The sequence below is a fragment of the Collinsella sp. TM09-10AT genome (assembly GCF_003436275.1).
Classification (GTDB): Bacteria; Actinomycetota; Coriobacteriia; order Coriobacteriales; family Coriobacteriaceae; genus Collinsella.
In genome coordinates this window covers 24,805-43,749 of the sequence record NZ_QSOP01000014.1, presented here as the reverse complement: position 1 = coordinate 43,749, position 18,945 = coordinate 24,805, and the positions used below count along the sequence as shown (strand labels likewise).

Genomic DNA, 18,945 nt, shown 5'->3' with positions numbered 1-18,945 from the left:
AATAGACACAACAGTAAATATGTTCATTAACGTTGGCACACAGAAGTATGCTACCGGGCATTTTGATCAATTTGAAGGCATATCTAGGCCGCAATGAGGTCGTTTGGGGCAGTTTTGGCTGTTACTAAAAAGGTGACAGTACTCATATTTGCCATTTTTTGTCCACGGGGCCTTGAGGGAGGGCGTCAATCAGGTCCCAGGGGAGGCGGTTCGAGGGCTGCAAAACAAAAACGGGGACGCAGATTGTCCTGCGTCCCCGTTCTCGGGCGTTATTCGTTCCCTGCGGCAGAATTTACGCCGCTTCGTCGAACTGCGAGTTGTACAGGTCGGCGTAGAAGCCGCCTTGGGCGAGCAGCTCGTCGTGCGTGCCCTTCTCGACGATGTCGCCGTCGCGAATCACCAAGATCACGTCGGCGTTGCGGATCGTGGACAGGCGATGCGCGATGACAAAGCTCGTGCGGCCCTGCATCAGCGCATCCATGGCGCGCTGGATGAGCTCCTCGGTGCGGGTATCGACGTTGGAGGTCGCCTCGTCCAAAATCAGCGCCGGACGGTCGGCTAAAATGGCGCGGGCGATGGTCACGAGCTGGCGCTGACCCTGCGACAGGTTAGTGCCCTCCTCGTTGATCATAAAGTCGTAGCCACCGGCGAGCGTATGGATAAAGTGGTCGCAGCGTGCGGCGCGTGCGGCGGCCTCGACCTCGGCGTCGGTCGCATCGGGGCGTCCGTAGCGGATGTTCTCGCGGATGGTGCCGTTAAACAGCCAGGTGTCCTGCAGCACCATGGCAAACTCGCCGCGCAGCGCCGCGCGGTCCCAGTCGCGCACGTCGACGCCTTCGACGCGCAGCGAACCGCCGTCCACGTCGTAAAAGCGCTGCAGCAGCTTAATGAGCGTGGTCTTGCCGGCGCCGGTGGGGCCGACGATGGCAATGGTTTGGCCGGGCTGCGCCTCGCAGCTAAAGTCGTGGATGATGGTCTTGTCGGGCGTGTAGCCAAACTTGACATGGTCGAACTCCACGTGGCCGGGGCGCTTCTCGGGAATCTGCGCGTCGGCCTTCTGCTCCTCCTCGGGCGCGGCCAGGAACTCAAACACGCGCTCGGTGGCGGCGGCCATCGACTGCATCGTGTTGCTCACGTTGCCCAGCTGCTGCACCGGCTGCGTAAAGTTGCGAACGTACTGGATAAAGCTCTGGATGTCGCCGGGCGTGGCATTGCCGGTCAGCGCGAGCTGCGCGCCTACCACGACGACGCCCACGTAGCCCATGTTGCCCACCAGACTCATAAGCGGCATCATCAGGCCCGACAGGAACTGCGAGCGCCAGCCGCTAATAAAGAGGCGGTCGTTTTGACGGTCGAACTCCTCGATTGAGGCCTCGGCGCGGTCGAACACCTGAATAACGTTCTGGCCGGCAAAGTCCTCCTCGATAATGCCGTTGACGGTGCCCAGGACTTGCTGCTGCTCGCGGAAGTACGGCTGCGAGAAGTGAATCATCACGGTCAGGATAATCGCGGCGGCCGGCAGTGTGAGCACGGTGACGCCGGTGAGCGGCAGACTGATCGACAGCATCATGACGAGCACGCCGATAATCTGCGTCACCGATGTGATGAGTTGTGTCACGCTCTGGTTGAGTGACTGACCCAGCGTGTCGACATCGTTGGTGATGCGGCTGAGCACGTCGCCCTTGCTGTGGCCGTTGAAGTAGCTCATCGGCACGACGGCGATCTTGGCGGCGATCTCCTTGCGCATGCGGTAGCAAATCTTTTGCGTGACGCCGGTCATGAGCCAGCCCTGGATGAGGCCGCAGACAGAGCTTGCCAGATACAGGCAGAGCAAAAAGCCGAGCGTCTTGGCGATCCAGGCAAAGTCGACATCGCCGGTACCGTTGACCTTGGCAACCAGGCCCTCGAACAGCTTGGTCGTAACCTGGCCGAGCACCTTGGGCCCCACAATGTTAAAGATGACCGAGCATACGGCAAAGGCGACGGCGGCAAACACGGCAATCTTGTGCTGGCCGATATAGCCGAGCAGCTGCCTCATGGTGCCCTTAAAGTCCTTGGCCTTTTCGCCGCGGCCCATACCACCCATGCGGCCCATGGGACCGCGCCGGCGGGTGGGCTTGGGAATCTGAGTCTTGGTCTCGTCTGCCATTAGCGCTCGCCTCCTTCCATGACGGCTTCAATCTCTTCTTGGGTAAGCCCCAACTCCTCGGCGGAAAGCTGCGACTGTGCGATCTCCAGGTATGCCGGGCAGTTGTGCAGCAGTTCCTCGTGCGTGCCGGTGCCCACTACGTGGCCGTCGTCGAGCACGATGATCTGATCGGCGTGCATGATGGTCGCGATGCGCTGGGCCACGACCACGAGCGCGGCGTCGGTAACGTTTTTGGCAAGCTCCTCGCGCAGGCGCGCGTCGGTCTTGTAGTCGAGGGCGCTAAACGAGTCATCGAACACCACGACCTCGGGCTTTTTGGCCAACGCGCGGGCGATGGCCAAACGCTGGCGCTGGCCGCCCGAGACGTTGGAGCCGCCCTGGCTGATGGGGGAGTCGTAGCCGCCCTCGCGCTCGGCGATAAAGTCCTCGGCCTGGGCGATGCGTGCGGCCTGGTGCATGTCGTCATCGCCCACCATGTCGCCGGCAAACTTGAGGTTGCTCTCGACGGTGCCCGAGAACAGGCGACCCTGCTGCGGGATGTAACCAATGCGGCGGCGAAGCTCGGAAAGGGTCATATCGCGCACGTCGATGCCGTCGAGCGAAATGCTGCCGCCGGTGACGTCGTACAGGCGCGGGATGAGCTGCACAAGCGTGGACTTGCCCGAACCCGTGGAGCCGATGATGCCGAGCATCTGGCCGGCGTGCGTGGTGAAGTTCACACCGCTGATGACATCGGCGCGGGCATCGGGATACTGGAAGCTCACGTCGTGGAAGGCGAGCTCACCGCGCGGCGCGTTGGCCGCGGGCAGTTTGGGCGAGACGGGGTCGTTGATGCTCGTGGGACAGGTGATGATCTCTTCCACGCGCTCGGCTGCGACTTCGGCGCGGGGCAGGATGACCGACACCATGGTGAGGATCATAAACGCCATGACGATCTGCATAGTGTAGGAGATAAACGCCATCATGTTGCCGACCTGCATCACGCCGTCAGACACGCCCTGCGCGCCAAACCAGACGATAAGCACGGTGATGCAGTTCATAACGAGCATCATGAGCGGCATCATAAAGCTCATGGCTCGGTTGGTGTAGAGCTGCGTGGTCATAAGGTCGAGCGAAGCCTTGTCAAAGCGCTCGAGCTCATGCTCCTCGCGGTTGAACGAGCGGATGGGCATAAGGCCGTCGAGCAGCTCGCGGGCGGTAAGGTTCACGCGGTCCACAAAGCTCTGCATCTTTTTGAACTTGGGCATGGTGAGGCCCATAAGCACGCCGACGACGGCCGAGACCGCGATGATGGCCACGGCGATGGTCCACTCCAGACCGGTGTGGTTGGCCAGGACACGCATGACAGCGACGACGCCCATGACGGGGGCCATCAGGCACATGCGGATAAACAGGGTTGCGGCCATCTGGATCTGCTGAATGTCGTTGGTGCAGCGGGTGATGAGCGAAGCCTGGCTAAACTTGCCCACCTCGGCCGGCGAGAAGTGCATAACCTTGTTGAAGGTCTCGCGGCGCAGGTCGCGGGCGATGGAGCAGGCGGTGCGCGAAGCCACGGCGCCGGTCAGGATGGTGGCGACAAGCGACACCAGGCACAGGCCAAACATCGTGGTCGCCATGCGGCCCAGGTAGGCGTTCTGCACGTCGGCGGGGTCGATACCCTGTGCCTTGTACTCGTCCTGCACGTAGCTCACGGCGCGTTGGGTCACGATGGAGCCCGACATGGAGCCCATTTTGTCCGCCATACCGTTGGCGCCCTCGACGAGCTTGCCCTGGTCGATTAGGCCGCCTTCAACGCCTAGACGCAGGCTCTTCATGGTGATCTTGCCGCCGTCGGCATCAATCTGCTTTTGCATATTCTGCGCCGCTGCGGCCTTTTGCTGCATCTCGGCGAGCTGGTCGGGCGTCATCGCTGCCATTTGCTCGGGCGTGGGCATGGCTTGGGCGTCGCTGTTGCCTTTCTCGCTGGACGCGCCCATCATGTCGCCCATGGAGCTGGCGTCGATGCCTTGGTTGAGCGAAAGGACGACGGTCTCGGGCAGGCTCATGATATCGGCAATCTTGCCGCCGTCGGCGCGCTCATCCTCGGTTCCCCTGTACGTGCGAATGCCGTTTTTGTCTGCCTTGCCAAACGCAGCTTCTACTGTCTTGGCGTCCTTGGCGCTCATAAAGAGTTCGAGGTCGTCGAGCGATTCGGCACGAATGGTGTCGGGCACGGGCGAGGCGATGCCGCCTTGCTGTACGCCCACGTCGACGATGTCGCTCATGTAGGTAGGCAGTGCCAGATCGGCGTTGCAGCTGATTACGATAAGTACGATAGCTGTGAACAGTGCCAGGACATGCTTTTTAAAGAGCTTGAGAATCCTCACTCGGCATCTCTCCTTTCTTGATTGCGGTCGATAATTTCGTTGAGACGCCTTAGAAGGCGCACCATCTCTTGGGTATCTGTTTCGCCGAGCTGCTCGAGGAAGGCCGCGGTGCGCTCCTCGAATTCCCGACGTTTGATTTCGAGATTCTGGAATCCCTTGTCGGTCATCGTGACGTGTACACGACGACGGTCGGTCTTTGAGTGCTCGCGCTCGACCCAGCCCTTGGCTTCGAGAGTGCGTAAGATATTGGCGATGCGGGCACTCGAGACCCAGGCGCGATTTGCGAGTTCGCTCGGCGTGAGCGAACCGCCAGCGAGCATGAGGGCGCGCATGACAGCCATCTCGCCGCCGAGAGCTTTGTCCGCAGAGCGTGAAATGCGATGATGCATGCTGCCAAACTCAGTTAAGAGCTGACGTCCAAGCTCATGGAAATCGGTATCTTCCACCGAAAACCCCTAACACTAGAAACTATTTTCGGTGGAAGATGATACCCCTGCACGCGCACCCTATACGGTAGATTTTTGGGACATGCCTAGAAAACTACCTTTAGGCGACCTCCGTACACCGTCGGTATCAGCGAAGTTAGGGAGTAGATCTCTAGGCATGTCCTAAAGCCTACTCAGAGGCACTTTATCCTGCTAAAGCTGGCATAACAGCTAGAGTGATGGACGTATAAAGGCAAGGGGAAATATCAAACAAATCGGTGAACGGTAGTTGTTCGCGCTCGCATTTCCTGCGGATTTGCTAAAAACACCCTAATGGTATAAAAAAAGAAACATATAACAGCCCTGATGAAGGGGGTGGCTATGCTATCCTTCTCAAACGGGTGAAATCTTGGGTTTTGGGTTGCAGTTCCAAGGTGGACAAACGTTTTTCCCTGTACCAACGTGTGGTGAAGAACGGAAGAAGCCGGTAGTGCAAGCCGATAATTCAAGAATTCAATAAGCAGCGGTGTGAGAGAGCGCCGCATTATACGTAACTAGGAGCGTGGTTACACAATGCAGGAGGCATGGGAAGGCTTCAAGGAAGGCATTTGGACGGGAGAGGTTGACGTCCGAGACTTCATCCAGAAGAACTACACCCCCTACGAGGGCGACGAGTCGTTCCTCGCCGGTCCGACCGAGCGTACCAAGGAGCTGTGGGGCGAGGTTCTCGACCTGCTGCTTAAGGAGCGCGAGCAGGGCGGTGTCCTCGATATGGACACCAAGACCGTCACGGGTATCGTGAGCCACCCCGCTGGCTACATCGATAACGCCCATCGCGACAAGGAGACCATCGTCGGTCTCCAGACCGACAAGCCGCTCAAGCGCGCGCTGCACGTCAACGGCGGTATCCGCATCGCTTGCCAGGCTGCCAGCCAGCACGGCTACAAGGTCGACGAGAACGTTGTCGAGCGCTACACCTTCGAGCGCAAGACTCACAACGCCGGCGTCTTCGATGTCTACACCCCCGAGATGCGTGCTTGCCGCTCGGCTCACATCATCACCGGTCTGCCCGATGGCTATGGCCGCGGCCGCATCATCGGCGACTACCGTCGTGTTGCCCTGTACGGCGTCGACTACCTGATCAAGGACAAGGAGGCCCAGAAGGCTTCCACCCCGACGGTCATGACCGCCGACAACATCCGCGATCGTGAGGAGCTGCAGGAGCAGATCCGCGCCCTCGGCGAGCTCAAGATGATGGCCGAGACCTATGGTTTCGACATTTCCAACCCTGCTACCAACACGCAGGAGGCCATCCAGTGGATGTACTTCGCCTACCTGGCTTCCGTCAAGGAGCAGAACGGCGCCGCTATGTCCATCGGCCGTACCTCTACGTTCATCGACATCTACGCTGAGCGCGACCTTGCCAACGGTACCTTCACCGAGGAGCAGATCCAGGAGTTCGTGGATCACTTCATCATGAAGCTCCGCATGGTCAAGTTTGCCCGTACCCCCGAGTACCAGGCCCTGTTTACCGGCGATCCGCAGTGGGTCACCGAGTCCATCGGCGGCATGGGTGTTGACGGCCGTACGCTCGTTACCAAGATGAGCTACCGCTACCTGCACACGCTCGAGAACATGGGCACCAGCCCCGAGCCCAACATGACCGTTCTGTGGTCGACCCGTCTGCCCGAGAACTTCAAGAAGTTCTGCGCCAAGACTTCTGTCGCCAGCTCCTCGATCCAGTACGAGAACGACGACCTCATGCGCGTGTACCACGGCGACGACTACGGTATCGCCTGCTGCGTGTCCTCCATGCGCATTGGCAAGGAGATGCAGTTCTTCGGCGCTCGCGCCAACCTGGCCAAGTGCCTGCTGTATGCACTCAACGGCGGTGTTGACGAGGTCTCCAAGAAGCAGGTCGGCCCCAAGTACCGCGCCGTCGAGGGCGATACGCTCGATTACGACGACGTTGTGGCCAAGTACAACGACATGATGAAGTGGCTCGCTGGCGTGTACGTCAACTCGCTGAACATCATTCACTACATGCACGACAAGTATTGCTACGAGCGCATCCAGATGGCTCTGCACGACAAGCACGTGCATCGCTGGTTCGCTACGGGCATCGCTGGCCTTTCCGTCGTGGCTGACTCCCTGTCCGCCATCAAGTACGCCAAGGTCCACCCCGTCCGTGACGAGAACGGCATCATCGTCGACTTTGAGACTGAGGGCGAGTTCCCCAAGTACGGCAACGATGACGACCGCGTCGACCAGATCGCTCACGACGTTGTGCACCAGTTCATGGAGTACATCCGCATGAACGACACCTACCGCAACTCCGTGCCCACGACCTCGGTTCTGACCATTACCTCCAACGTCGTGTACGGTAAGAAGACCGGCTCCACGCCCGACGGCCGCAAGGCTGGCCAGCCGTTCGCCCCGGGTGCTAACCCCATGCACAAGCGCGATAGCCACGGCGCCATCGCTTCGCTGTCTTCGGTTTCCAAGCTCCCGTTCCGCGATGCTCAGGACGGCATCTCCAACACCTTCTCCATCATCCCGGGCGCGCTCGGCAAGGAGGACCAGGTGTTCTTTGGTGATATCGACCTTGATCAGCTGGGCGAGTAACTATTGTTAGTGCTATACTAACAATAACGATTACTGATTAGCGCGTCGGTTTCGGCCGGCGCCTATCAATCGAAGGAGACACATTATGAAGGTTTCTGAAGTTTCCGAGACTCAGGCCGATAACCTGGTCCACATGCTCGACGCTTACGCCGAGAAGGGTGGCCACCACCTGAACATCAACGTCTTCAACCGTGAGACGCTGCTCGACGCTCAGGCTCACCCCGAGAAGTACCCGCAGCTGACCATCCGCGTTTCCGGCTATGCCGTGAACTTCCACACGCTCACCAAGGAGCAGCAGGACGAGGTCATTTCGCGTACCTTCCACAACAAGTTCTAAAGGGGTTTAACTCCCGCAGGATCGCCGGGGCTGTTTGGGCTACCTCCCAAAACGTCCTCGGACATGCAAGAAGCCCTCGCTGCGCACTTCGTGCGGCGAGGGCTTCTTGCGTCCTGCGGAAAGTTTTGGGAGGTAGCCCAAACAGCCCCGGCGGGGTCCTGTGTAGTCACCCTTTAGGCGGAACTCTCCTGATGGGTTGAGCGTTCTGGATTCTTGCTTGCTACCGTTTATCGCGTATAGCTACCGTTTGCGGAGTAAGTAACACTTAGCAATAAACCGTGTAGAATCTCAGTTAAGCACGGAGTTTTCCAGGGAGACGCTGTCCTTTGTTATGTGCAAAGGGCGGCGTCTCTTTGGCGCTTGGACGCCGTTGTGCAACAGTGCGCCGGGCGTGTGTCATGTAGTGAAAAGCCAACGTCGAGATGGGTCGTGATGATAATGGGCAAGTACGTAATCGTGGTTGAGTCTGGTTCGGATGTGACGCCGGAGCTCTGCGAGCGCTATGGCATCGTGCGCGTGCCCATGCATGTCACGATTGGTGACGAGACCGTCGAAGACGGATCGATCGACCCGCTTGAGATTTACTCGCGCTGCAACGAGTTTGGTGTGATGCCCAAGACCAGCGGTTGCTCGCCGGCGGATTTTGCGCATGTGTACGACCGCATCCACGCCGAGCGGCCCGATGCGACCATTTTGCATCTTGCGTATTCCGAGGTTACGACCTGCTCGCATCAGTCGTCGAAGATTGCGGCAAAGGGCCGCGATTACGTCTTCTCCATGGATACGCGCTTTGTGTCGGTGGGCCAGTCGCTTGTCGCCGTTGAGACCGCCAAGTATATCGAAGCCCATCCGGACGCCACCGTCGACGAGATTTTCGCCTTTACCAATTCGGTGATGGACCGCGTGCTGCTGGGCTTTGTTCCTACGGACCTTGCCTTCCTTAAGGCGGGTGGTCGCTTGTCCAACGTCGCGTTTCTTGGCGCCCATCTGCTCAAGATTAAGCCCTGCATTGAGGTAACGGGTGGCAAATTCGTGGCGACCAAGAAGCTCCGCGGCTCTATGCTCAAATGTGCCCGTGCCTTTATTGACCACATGGTTGCGAAGGGCGATATTGATTACTCGCACATTGGTTTGGCGTATTCAGTGGGCCTTTCCGAGGAGCTGCGCGACGATATGGAAGTCTATGCGCACGACCTGGGCTTTAAGGACGTTACCTGGACTCAGGTCGGCGGCGTCATCTCGAGCCACTGCGGCCCGACCGCCTTTGGCGCGGTGCTTACGCTTAAGGCGTAGGGCCTGGCGTCTATCGATTTCTATTGCTTCGGCGGCGAGCGGGTTGTGACAACCTTCCCGCCGCTTTTGCGTGGAGTCAAATAGGACGATCAAATTGACCGCTAAACCGTTTCGCCATCAGGCGTATGGGCTAGAATGGCTCTGGCATTTTAATTGACAAAAACCAAAGAGAGGCAAGGTTGCGGGAATGGCTGAGATGACGCTTGAGGGTGTGGATGCTCATCCCGAGGACTCTGCGTATGCCCTGGGTCGCGTGCATTCGATCGAGACGATGGGAACGGTCGACGGTCCCGGCATCCGCTTTGTAGTGTTTGTTCAGGGTTGCCCCATGCGTTGTGCGTATTGTCACAATCCCGATACCTGGTCTGTTAACGGCGGCACGATGGTGACCGTCGAGCATCTCATGGACGAGTTCCAGAGCAACCATGAGTTCTACCGTAGCGGCGGCATTACCGTTTCGGGCGGCGAACCGCTCCTGCAGCCCGAGTTTTTGGCCGACCTGTTCCGTGCAATGCACAACAACCCCGATGGCCGCGTACACACCTGCCTAGACAGCTGTGGCTATGCATTTGATCCCAAGCATCCGGAGAAGTTCGATGCTGTTCTCAACGAGACCGATATGGTGCTGCTCGACATCAAGCATGCCGATCCGGTTGAGCATAAAAAGCTGACCGGTTGCGATCCTGCGCGCATCCTGGCGTTTGGCGATGAGCTTGCCCGTCGCAAGATTAAGGTTGTTATTCGCCACGTGGTGGTGCCGGGTATCACCGATACGGCGGAGGAATGCGAGAAGCTCGGTCGCCTGATCGCTCCATGGCACAACGTGGTGGGCCTGGAAATGCTGCCGTATCACACGATGGGTGTCGTCAAGTACGAGCAGCTGGGTATTCCCTATAAGCTCGAGGGCGTGCCCCAGATGGATACCGCGCGCATGCCCGAGCTGCGCAACGCCGTCATGGCCGGCATGAAAAAGCGCCGTGCGGAACTCAAAAACGCCATCGGCTAGCGAGCCATTTTCGCTCCCCAAGGGCACTCATTGGGGACAGACATAAATGAGTGCGCGATGGCATTGCGGACGACCAAGCTTTGGTGCGCAACAAGGCCGGCTGGATCAGCGAGGCAGGTTGCAATGCGACGTGCGATGCTGGCCTCATTGATGTTGACGGCGACACCTACATTATGAGCATCATGACATCGATGCCATGGAGCGACCATTCGAGTGAGGTTGTGACTGCCATCGCCAAGGCGCTCTATGATACCCGCGCTACGCTGGCTTAGCGTGTTCGTTTGGCGAGGTCAAACAAAATGCTGGTACCATACCGTGGTTGAGTATTTCGTATAGGTTTGGGGAATGGCATGGCTACCATCGCGATTATCGGTGCGCTCGAAAAAGAGATCATGCAGATTAAGGAAGAGTTGAGTAACGTTTGCATGGTACAGGAGGCGGGCTTGAACGTTGTGGCCGGCGGGCTCGACGGACTGACAGTTGTCGCCACAACGGCGGGCATGGGTACCGTGAACGCTGCCGCCGCAACACAGCACCTCATTAGCAAGTATGCTCCGCAGGCTGTTGTGTTTTCGGGCATTGCAGGCGGTTTGAACCCCAAGCTCCATATCGACGACGTAGTCATTGGCAAACGCCTGCGCTATCTGGATACCGATACCGCGCTTATCGCCGAGTCTGCACCGGGGCTCGAGGAGTTTGGCTCGACGCCTGCGCTGGTCGATATTGCTGCCGATGTGCTTGCTGAGCGTGGCTTTGTCAATGCTTCGACAAATGCAGCCGCTTCGAACGAGGGCACCAAGCAGTTCCTGGTCGGCACGATTGCCACGGGCAACCGTTTTGTGACGGGTGCCGCCATGCGCAACGACGCTATCGAGGCGACGCATGCCGATTGTGTTGGCATGGAGGGCGCGGCGATTGCCCATGTCGCAACTAAAAATGGTGTCGATTGCCTGGTGTTGCGCGCTATCAGCGATAATTGTGACGAGGCGTACGATGCGATTTGCGACCGTGAGTTCGACCTGTTCGAGTATGCCCGTACCGCGAGTGGCATTACGCTCGATATCGTCCGCCGTATCGCTGCTATCTATTAGCGCGCTCTTTTGTAAGAACCTACGACCAAGGAGTGTCCATGGCCGATTCCATTAACTACCAGCTTGCCAAGTTCGTTGCCAGCTATGGCAAGGTTTCGCAGATTCCCGAGTCCACCTGCCCCGAGGTGAGCTTTGTCGGCCGCTCCAACGTGGGCAAGTCGTCGATTATGAACAAGCTTTTTGGCCGCAAGAACCTGGTCAAGGTTTCCAGCACGCCGGGCAAGACGAGCAACATCAACTTCTTTGAGGCCGACGACGTGCATTTCGTGGACCTGCCGGGTTACGGTTTCGCCCGTCGTTCCAAGGCCGAGCGCGACCGCTGGGCAGAGCTTATCGGCGACTTCTTCGACTCGGAGCGCAGCTTTAACTTGGTCGTCTCGCTGGTGGACATTCGTCACGACCCCAGCAAGCTCGATCACGACATGATCGACTATCTGCAGGGCAACGAGTTCAACTTTATCGTCTGTCTCACCAAGGCCGACAAGCTCAGCCGCACCCAGCAGGCCCGCCAGGCAGCAGCCATCAAAAAGCAGCTCAATGTCCCGGCCGAGAACGTAATCATCACAAGCTCCCAGACCGGTGTGGGCATCGACGAGCTCAAGCGCCGCATCGCTGAGGCTTGCCTCTAATCAGGTTAACCCCCCCAAAGCTCCTATCTATATCACCTCAGTGATAGTTATTGGTAAACTATCACTGAGGTGATATTTTTTGGAGGTCGCTATGGAGCTATGGCACGGGTCGGAGGTTGTTGTCGAACATCCATCGCTGGATAGATGTAGACAGTTCAACGACTATGGGCGTGGGTTTTATTGCACGCCACATGAGGAAATGGCGATGGAATGGGCATGTCGGACCGAGTCTGATGGCATTGCGAATCGATATGAGCTTGATTTAGATGGTCTTGCGATTTTGGATTTGGAATCAGGTGAGTTCTCGATTCTCAACTGGCTTGCAATTCTGGCGAATAACAGAGAGTTCAATGTCTCGACGCCATTGGCGCGCGAAGGGCTACGATTTCTACTTGATAACTGCCTGATTGATATTTCTTCATATGACGTTATTCGGGGCTATCGCGCTGACGACTCCTATTTTTCGTTTGCAAGACAGTTTGTCAGCGGCATGATATCGCTCAGACAGCTGCAACGTATCATGCGCTTGGGTGATTTGGGTATTCAATATGCTCTTATGAGCGAGCGCGCTTTTTCGGTGATTAGATTCTGCGATTGGAAGCAGGCTTCGGGGTCTGAGTTTTATCCCAAGCGTTTTGAGCGTGAGCAGAATGCTCGACGCAAATACTTGGATACGGTTAACGGGTTCGATTCCGAAGGTATCGACATTAGGGATTTAATGGCAGGGAGGGTTGATTTAAATGATCCAAGAGTTAACGGATTGTGGGCCGAGTAGGACATACCCCGTCTACTACCTCGAGGATGCAATGAACAACCTCGGTGACTGCTTTGACTATGCCGTCAATGACTATGGAGCAGAAGGATCTGAAGTTGCTGAACTCTTTTGTCTGAGCGGGGTTGCCCGCGAGTTTGAGCGTGGCAACGCATGGGTCGTATCGGGAAAATCGGGCGTTGAGCTGTTCGCACTGATCGCCGAAAGGTCGGGCTATGAAGCCACGTCTATGCCGGACCGCACCTATCGATTTGAGAAAACACCGGAATACTGGACGGGCTGGATATTGGCGTATCTGCAGTGGCGCCTGGGAGAGTCTTTTGAAGACCTGCTGCATGTCGCTCCGTTTGATGTGCTGCATAACCTGTATCATCCCTGGCACGAAGCCTCGGAGGAACGTGTGACGCGTCTTATTTGCGACATGGCGAAGAAAACACCTCGTCAAACCAAACTGGCGCTAGCAAGAAAGCGGCTCAAGAAAACCCAACAAGACCTGGCATACGAATCGGGCGTATCACTCCGCTCAATCCAAATGTACGAGCAGCGCCAGAGAAACATCAATGAAGCTTCGGTAACAGGCGTAAGAGCCATAGCAAAAGCCCTCCACTGCAACATCGAAGATCTCCTAGAACCAGTCTTCGAATACAAAGAAACCAGCGCCGCCTAAACCAAGCACACAGCCGATGCCCGCCTCTAGGAAGTGCTCCAGCCTAGCAAGAGCCCCTACCAATAAAAAGCAACTATCAGCCCGGCGACTTTCCAGAGCGTAGGTCCCTGTAGCCGCCGCCAGCGAAGTTAACATAGGGGAGGCCAGGGGCTTTGCCCCCAAATCTTTCCGCAGGACGACAGGACCCCCGCCGCACGAAGTGCGCAGCGGGGGTCCTGCCATGTCCGAGGACGATTTGGGGGCAAAGCCCCTGGCCTCCCCGGCGGGTATAAGGTACGGCGACTACAGGTATTCGATCTGGGCGCCTTCCGTGTCGCACGTCAGAATGTGCGTGTCACACTTGGGGAACTGTTCACGCAGTTTGACCTGTAGGAACTTTGCCACGATGGTGTCGTCAGTCACGGCCATGAGGGTCGAGCCCGAACCACTGATCCAGATGGTCTTAGCGCCGCCGTTAAGGCAGGTGTCGCGCACGGCGTTGTAGTCGGGGATGAGGCGACGGCGATACGGCTCTTGGATGCGGTCGTCGTTGGCGGCGGCAATCAGATCCAGGTCGCCGGTCTCCAGGCCGCGCGTCATGCCGGCGATGCGGCCCATTTGCCATACGGCGGTGGAGAGTGGAATCTCCTGCGGCACAACCTTGCGCGCCTCGCTCGTATGCACCTCGTAGGGCGGAATCACGGTAATAAAACGCAAGCGATCGCTTACCTCGTAGCGCAGGCACTGGGGGAGCGAATCAGTCGGCGTAAAGGAGCAAACGGCACCGCCCAGGATGGCAGGGGCGACGTTATCGGGATGGCCCTCGACCTCGGTGGCAATGCGGACGAGCTCGGCACGGTCGACGGTGTGGCCCGTCAGCGCGGCGGCCGCCATGATGCCAGCGACGACGCAGGTGGAGCTGGAACCCAGGCCGCGAGCGACGGGCACGTCGGTCTGGATGTCGATGGCAACGGGGAAGGCCTGCTCGCCCCAGGCGGCCAGAGCATCGACAAAGCTCACATAGACCAGGTTGTTCTCGTTTTGGAACTCCTCGGGGCAGCCCGTGATGGTGAGCTTGTCGGTACGCTCGAAGGTGAAGTGCGAGTAGAGGCTGACGGCCATGCCGAGGGTGTCGTAGCCGATGCCTAGGTTGGCGCTGGTTGCTGGGACGGTGATTTTGATCATGTGGGTCCTCCTGGGCGGGTCTGGCCGTTTAGTTCGCTGCTCGGGCAGTCCTGGCTCGCTCGGAAAGCACATTAAGTGCTTTCCGGCTCGTGCGGAACTCGCGACGAACTAAACGGCCAGACCCGCTCGCATGCTCGTCATCATCCCGAAAGCTTAATAAAAAGAAGGTGCGCCGGCTTTCGCCGGCGCTTAATAAGGGGTTTAGTTGGTGCTCATTCGTTTTGCTGCAGACTCGACGTAGCTTGCCATCTCATCGACGTCGCAGACGTCTTCAAAGCGGACGGGCTTGGACTCGAGCTCGGCAAGTTGTGCCGGGGCGACCGTATCGGTGGCCTGCTCGAGCACACGCATAGCCTCAAAATCATCCTCGGGAACGTCGAGGCCCAGAGCGTCGCAGCAGGCGCGCGGGAACTTGTAGGGGCTGGCGGTCGAAAGCAGCACGCGGGCCTTGGCGCCCTCGGCGGGGGTGACTTTTTCAAAGACGTGATAGCCGCAGGCGGTGTGCGGGTCAATCACGTAGCCGTTTGCGTCCCAGCAGCTCTTGATGGCAGCGCGGACTTCGTCCTCGCTGGCCCAGCCGCAGCCAAAGACGCTCTGAATCTTTGCGAGCAGATTGGCGGGCACTTCGTAGCGACCGGTCTGTGCCAGCTGCTCCATAAGGCCGGCAACGAGCTCGCAGTCGCCGTCGGACAGGAAGTAGAGCATGCGCTCCAGGTTGGAGCTGATAAGGATGTCCATCGACGGCGAGATGGTCGTGAAGAACGGACGGTTGCGGTCGTAGACGCCGGTGGTCAAAAAGTCGGCCAGCACGTTGTTCTTGTCGCTTGCGACGACGAGCTTGGCGACGGGCAGGCCCATGCGCTTGGCGTAGTAGCCGGCCAGGATATCGCCAAAGTTGCCGGTCGGCACGCAGAACTCAACGGCGTCGCCGGCCTCGATAGCGCCGGCACGCAGCAGCTGCGCATAGGCGGCAAAGTAGTAGACGACCTGCGGCACTAAACGGCCGACGTTGATGGAGTTGGCGCTCGAAAGCACGGTGCCGGCGGCCTCCAGGCGCTCGGCAAGCTCCTTATCGGCAAAGATGCGCTTGACGGCGCTCTGGGCGTCATCGAAGTTGCCGCGGATGCCGCAGACAGCGACGTTATCGCCCTCCTGCGTGGACATCTGCAGATTCTGCACGCGGCTGACTTTGCCCTCGGGATAAAAGACGGAGATGCCCGTGCCCGGAGCATCGGCAAAGCCGGCGAGTGCAGCCTTGCCGGTGTCGCCCGACGTGGCGGTGACGATCATGATGCGCTCGGCGCCGCCGTCCTTGGCGGAGGTGCGGGCCATGAGGCGGGGGAGCATTTGCAGGGCGACGTCCTTGAAGGCGCTCGTGGGGCCGCCAAAGAGCTCCATTACATAGGTTTGAGGGGCGTCGGCGCCCGGTGCGGCGTCGAGTTTGACGAGCGGCGTGACCTCTTCGCTTGCAAACGTGCCGCGGTATGCCTCATTCACACAGGCCGAAATTTCTTCGGGCGTGTAATCATTCAGTAACATTCCCAACACATCTTGAGCGATTTCAAAGTACGATTTATCGGCAAGTGTGCTGATATCGAGCTGCTGGGTGCCAAGCTCGTCCGAGACGAACAAACCCCCGTCGGGAGCGATGCCGGCGCGGATTGCCACCTTACTTGAGCACGATAAAGTGCGTCCTCGTGTACTATGATAAGTTCCCATATAACACTGCTCCTCGGATGCCTTGGTCCCAATCGGTGAACCCATGGTATCAGAGCGCGCAAAACAGGTTTGCAGAGGCTTTTAGAAAGGTAACCTCCACGCCATGATAAAGATTGCCAAGTTTGGCGGCTCGTCGGTCGCCGACGCCGAACACTTCAAGAAGATCAAGGCCATTGTCGATGCCGACCCGGCCCGCCGTTTTGTGGTGGTTTCCGCCTGCGGTCGCCGCTTTAAGGGTGACACCAAGGTGACCGACCTGCTCTATCTGGTTAACGCACACGTTAAGTATCACGTGTCGTGCGAGGAACTGCTCGAGGACATCGGCCAGCGCTATTTTGATATCGCTGACGAGCTGGAGCTCACCTATCCCATCCGCGAGGAGTTTGCGGCCTTTGCCGAGCGCGCCCGCTCGGGCGGCTACTCCACCGAGGAGCTCGTGAGCCGCGGCGAGTACTTTACCGCCCGCCTGATGGCCGAGTACCTGGGCCTGCCGTTCCTGGACGCCGCGACGGTCGTGGCGTTCCATCACGACGGTACGCTCAGCATGAACCGCACTTCCGAGCTGGTGCAGGAGTATGGCCAGCAGGGCGGCTTTGTCATGCCCGGTTTCTACGGCGCGACGCGCGAGGGGCAGATCAAGCTGCTCGACCGCGGCGGTGGCGATATCTCGGGCTCGATCCTGGCCAAGTGCCTGGGTGCCGACCTGTACGAGAACTGGACTGACGTCTCGGGCTTCTATTCTGCCGATCCGCGTATTGTTCCCGAGGCTCAGCCCATCGCGCGCGTTACCTACGAGGAGCTGCGCGAGCTTTCGTACATGGGCGCGAGCGTTCTGCACGAGGAGGCCGTGTTCCCCGTGCGCGAGGCGGGCATTCCGCTGGTCATCAAGAACACCAACGCCCCGCGGGATCCCGGCACCATCATTAGCGAGACCGCAGACGAGGGCGAGGCGGAGCCCATCATTACCGGCGTGACCGGCAAGCGCGGCTTTGTCGCCATCAACGTGGCCCGCGACCGTACCAAGCCCCGCGTCGGCTTTATGCGCCGCGCGCTTTCGGTTTTCGAGCGCTATGACGTTTCCGTTGAGCATATGCCCACCGGCGTCGATCGCTTTGGCGCCGTGGTGCAGGAGCAGGATGTGCGCGATTCGCTGTACTCGCTCGTGGGCGACATTCAGCAGGAGGTCGAGCCGCTCGAGATCGAGGTTGTTGAGGGCCTGGCGCTCATCGCGACCGTCGGCCGCAACCTGCGCGGCCGCGCCGGTATTTCCGGCCACCTGTTTGGTATGCTCGGCCAGGCCGGCGTGAGCGTGCGCATGATTTCGCAGAGCTGCGACGAGATCAACATCATTATCGGCGTAGAGGAGAAGGACTTCGATCTGGCGATTCGGACCATTTACCGCGCCTTCTCCGACGAGAACGGCATTGTGAAGGTCTCCGACCTGGAGGCTCCCGTGCCGGTCGATCCCGCCCCGGCCGCGCTCTACAAGTAGCTGCTATCCCAGTAGATTTTTGGGACTTGCCTCAAAAACTACGGCGGGGCGTTTCGTTTCGGTTTCGTTTCGACGGGGCGGGTTTTGTATCCGCCCCGTTCTTGTATACACTGGCAACAATAATCGGCCTGCTCGGCGTGCGGGCAAAAGCCACAACCTTTAAAGGGGGAAGCATGAAACAGTACACGGTTGCTATTTTGGGCGCGACGGGAGCCGTGGGCACCCAGATGCTCGAGTGCCTCAACGAGCAGGAGTTTCCGGTCGGCAAGCTCAAGCTGCTAGCGAGCGCGCGCTCCACGGGCAAGACCGTTGAGTTCCACGGCGAGCAGATCGTGATCGAAGAGGCTTGCCCCGAGGCCTTTGAGGGCTGCGACATCGTACTCGGCGCTGCCGGTGACGATATCGCCAAGGAGCTGCTGCCCGAGGCCGTCAAGCGCGGCGCCGTCGTGGTCGACAACAGCCACGCCTTCCGCATGGATCCCGAGGTGCCGCTGGTCGTGCCCGAGATCAATGCCGACGACATCAAGTGGCATCACGGCCTTATCGCCAACCCCAACTGCGCGACCATCATCGGCCTAGTTCCTACGTGGCCGCTGCATCAGCTCGCCGGCGTGAAGCGCATGATCGTTTCGACGTACCAGGCGGCTTCGGGCGCTGGCGCTCCCGGTATGGCTGAGCTCGAGGCTCAGCTGGCCGCTCTGGGCCGCGGCGAGGAGATTCCCGAGCCGCGCGCCTTTGCCGCCCAGCTCGCGAGCAACCTGATTCCGCAGATTGGCGGTGTCAAGGAGGAGGGCTTTACCTCCGAGGAGATGAAGCTGCAAAACGAGGGCTGCAAGATCATGCATCTGCCCGAGCTGCGCGTGAACTGCACCTGCGTGCGCGTGCCCGTGCTGCGTTCGCACTCCGAGAGCATTACGCTCGAGTTTGAGCGCGACATTACGGTCGAGGAGGCCCGTGCTGCGCTGGCTGCCGCTCCGGGCGTGAAGCTGGTTGACGATATGAGCGCCGAGGATGCGCACGATCGCTTCCCCATGCCGATGGATACGTCCGACCAGGACCTGATTTGGGTCGGCCGCGTGCGTCGCGACATCTCGAACCCCGAGGCCGTGCGCGGTATCACCTTCTGGTGCTGCGGCGACCAAATCCGTAAGGGCGCGGCAACCAACGCCGTCCAGATCGCTAAGCTGCTCTGCGAGTAGCGGTTGACCTG

General features: G+C 59.1%; 16 protein-coding genes. 11 read left to right on the top strand and 5 right to left on the bottom strand.

Annotated features, from left to right (window positions below):
* Positions 1-292: 292 nt before the first annotated feature.
* From DXD77_RS06960 to DXD77_RS06950, 3 genes are read right to left on the bottom strand one after another with little or no spacing between them, the layout of a single operon-like run.
* The gene (locus DXD77_RS06960) at positions 293-2,149 is read right to left on the bottom strand and encodes an ABC transporter ATP-binding protein (RefSeq protein WP_117648285.1); all 1,857 of its coding nucleotides are present in this window, start codon (positions 2,147-2,149) and stop codon (positions 293-295) included.
* Positions 2,149-4,515: an ABC transporter ATP-binding protein gene (locus DXD77_RS06955; RefSeq protein WP_117648284.1), complete on the bottom strand. Its 2,367-nt coding sequence runs from the start codon at positions 4,513-4,515 to the stop codon at positions 2,149-2,151. Before DXD77_RS06955 ends, DXD77_RS06960 begins: the two co-directional genes overlap by 1 nt.
* Positions 4,512-4,961: a MarR family winged helix-turn-helix transcriptional regulator gene (locus DXD77_RS06950; protein WP_117648283.1), complete on the bottom strand. Its 450-nt coding sequence runs from the start codon at positions 4,959-4,961 to the stop codon at positions 4,512-4,514. The genes DXD77_RS06955 and DXD77_RS06950 overlap by 4 nt, the downstream gene beginning before the upstream one ends.
* 552 nt (positions 4,962-5,513) lie before the next feature.
* On the opposite strand from DXD77_RS06950, the gene pflB reads away from it, so the two are divergent.
* The 9 genes from pflB to DXD77_RS06905 all read left to right on the top strand — a co-directional run bounded on the left by pflB (position 5,514) and on the right by DXD77_RS06905 (position 13,360).
* Positions 5,514-7,565: a formate C-acetyltransferase gene (gene pflB, locus DXD77_RS06945; RefSeq protein WP_117635670.1), complete on the top strand. Its 2,052-nt coding sequence runs from the start codon at positions 5,514-5,516 to the stop codon at positions 7,563-7,565.
* A gap of 85 nt (positions 7,566-7,650) precedes the next feature.
* The gene (grcA3, locus tag DXD77_RS06940) at positions 7,651-7,902 is read left to right on the top strand and encodes an autonomous glycyl radical cofactor GrcA3 (RefSeq protein ID WP_055252439.1); all 252 of its coding nucleotides are present in this window, start codon (positions 7,651-7,653) and stop codon (positions 7,900-7,902) included.
* Between the two features lie 438 nt (positions 7,903-8,340).
* Positions 8,341-9,195, top strand: a complete 855-nt coding sequence (locus DXD77_RS06935) for a DegV family protein (RefSeq protein WP_117637022.1) — start codon at positions 8,341-8,343, stop codon at positions 9,193-9,195.
* A 187-nt stretch (positions 9,196-9,382) separates the two neighbouring features.
* Positions 9,383-10,201 carry a pyruvate formate-lyase-activating protein gene (pflA, locus tag DXD77_RS06930; RefSeq protein ID WP_117648282.1) on the top strand — a complete coding sequence of 273 codons (819 nt, stop codon included), beginning with the start codon at positions 9,383-9,385 and terminating at the stop codon, positions 10,199-10,201.
* A 50-nt stretch (positions 10,202-10,251) separates the two neighbouring features.
* Positions 10,252-10,473 (top strand): hypothetical protein, encoded by a 222-nt coding sequence (locus DXD77_RS06925; RefSeq protein WP_117648281.1) that lies wholly within the window; start codon positions 10,252-10,254, stop codon positions 10,471-10,473.
* 78 nt (positions 10,474-10,551) lie between these two features.
* Positions 10,552-11,292 (top strand): 5'-methylthioadenosine/S-adenosylhomocysteine nucleosidase, encoded by a 741-nt coding sequence (gene mtnN, locus DXD77_RS06920; RefSeq protein WP_117648280.1) that lies wholly within the window; start codon positions 10,552-10,554, stop codon positions 11,290-11,292.
* Between the two features lie 38 nt (positions 11,293-11,330).
* Complete coding sequence (gene yihA / locus DXD77_RS06915) at positions 11,331-11,921, top strand: ribosome biogenesis GTP-binding protein YihA/YsxC (protein WP_089572350.1); 591 nt, start codon at positions 11,331-11,333, stop codon at positions 11,919-11,921.
* A 91-nt stretch (positions 11,922-12,012) separates the two neighbouring features.
* A complete protein-coding gene (locus DXD77_RS06910; RefSeq protein WP_117648279.1) occupies positions 12,013-12,696 on the top strand; it encodes a DUF3990 domain-containing protein in 684 nt (227 codons plus the stop codon).
* Positions 12,697-12,727: 31 nt separating this feature from the next.
* Entirely contained in the window at positions 12,728-13,360 is a 633-nt protein-coding gene (locus DXD77_RS06905; protein WP_117648299.1) for a helix-turn-helix transcriptional regulator, read from the top strand.
* 282 nt (positions 13,361-13,642) lie between these two features.
* Here DXD77_RS06905 and thrB read toward each other — a convergent pair whose 3' ends face one another.
* Both thrB and thrC read right to left on the bottom strand, forming a co-directional pair.
* On the bottom strand, positions 13,643-14,524 hold the full coding sequence (gene thrB / locus DXD77_RS06900) for a homoserine kinase (RefSeq protein ID WP_117648278.1): 882 nt from the start codon (positions 14,522-14,524) through the stop codon (positions 13,643-13,645).
* A 201-nt stretch (positions 14,525-14,725) separates the two neighbouring features.
* On the bottom strand, positions 14,726-16,243 hold the full coding sequence (gene thrC, locus DXD77_RS06895; RefSeq protein ID WP_117648277.1) for a threonine synthase: 1,518 nt from the start codon (positions 16,241-16,243) through the stop codon (positions 14,726-14,728).
* A 103-nt stretch (positions 16,244-16,346) separates the two neighbouring features.
* Here thrC and DXD77_RS06890 point away from each other — a divergent pair, with 103 nt between their 5' ends.
* Together DXD77_RS06890 and DXD77_RS06885 are read left to right on the top strand one after the other, a co-directional pair.
* Entirely contained in the window at positions 16,347-17,735 is a 1,389-nt protein-coding gene (locus DXD77_RS06890) for an aspartate kinase (RefSeq protein ID WP_117648276.1), read from the top strand.
* Between the two features lie 173 nt (positions 17,736-17,908).
* Positions 17,909-18,934, top strand: coding sequence for an aspartate-semialdehyde dehydrogenase (locus DXD77_RS06885; protein WP_117648275.1), 1,026 nt, complete (start codon positions 17,909-17,911; stop codon positions 18,932-18,934).
* Positions 18,935-18,945 lie beyond the last annotated feature (11 nt).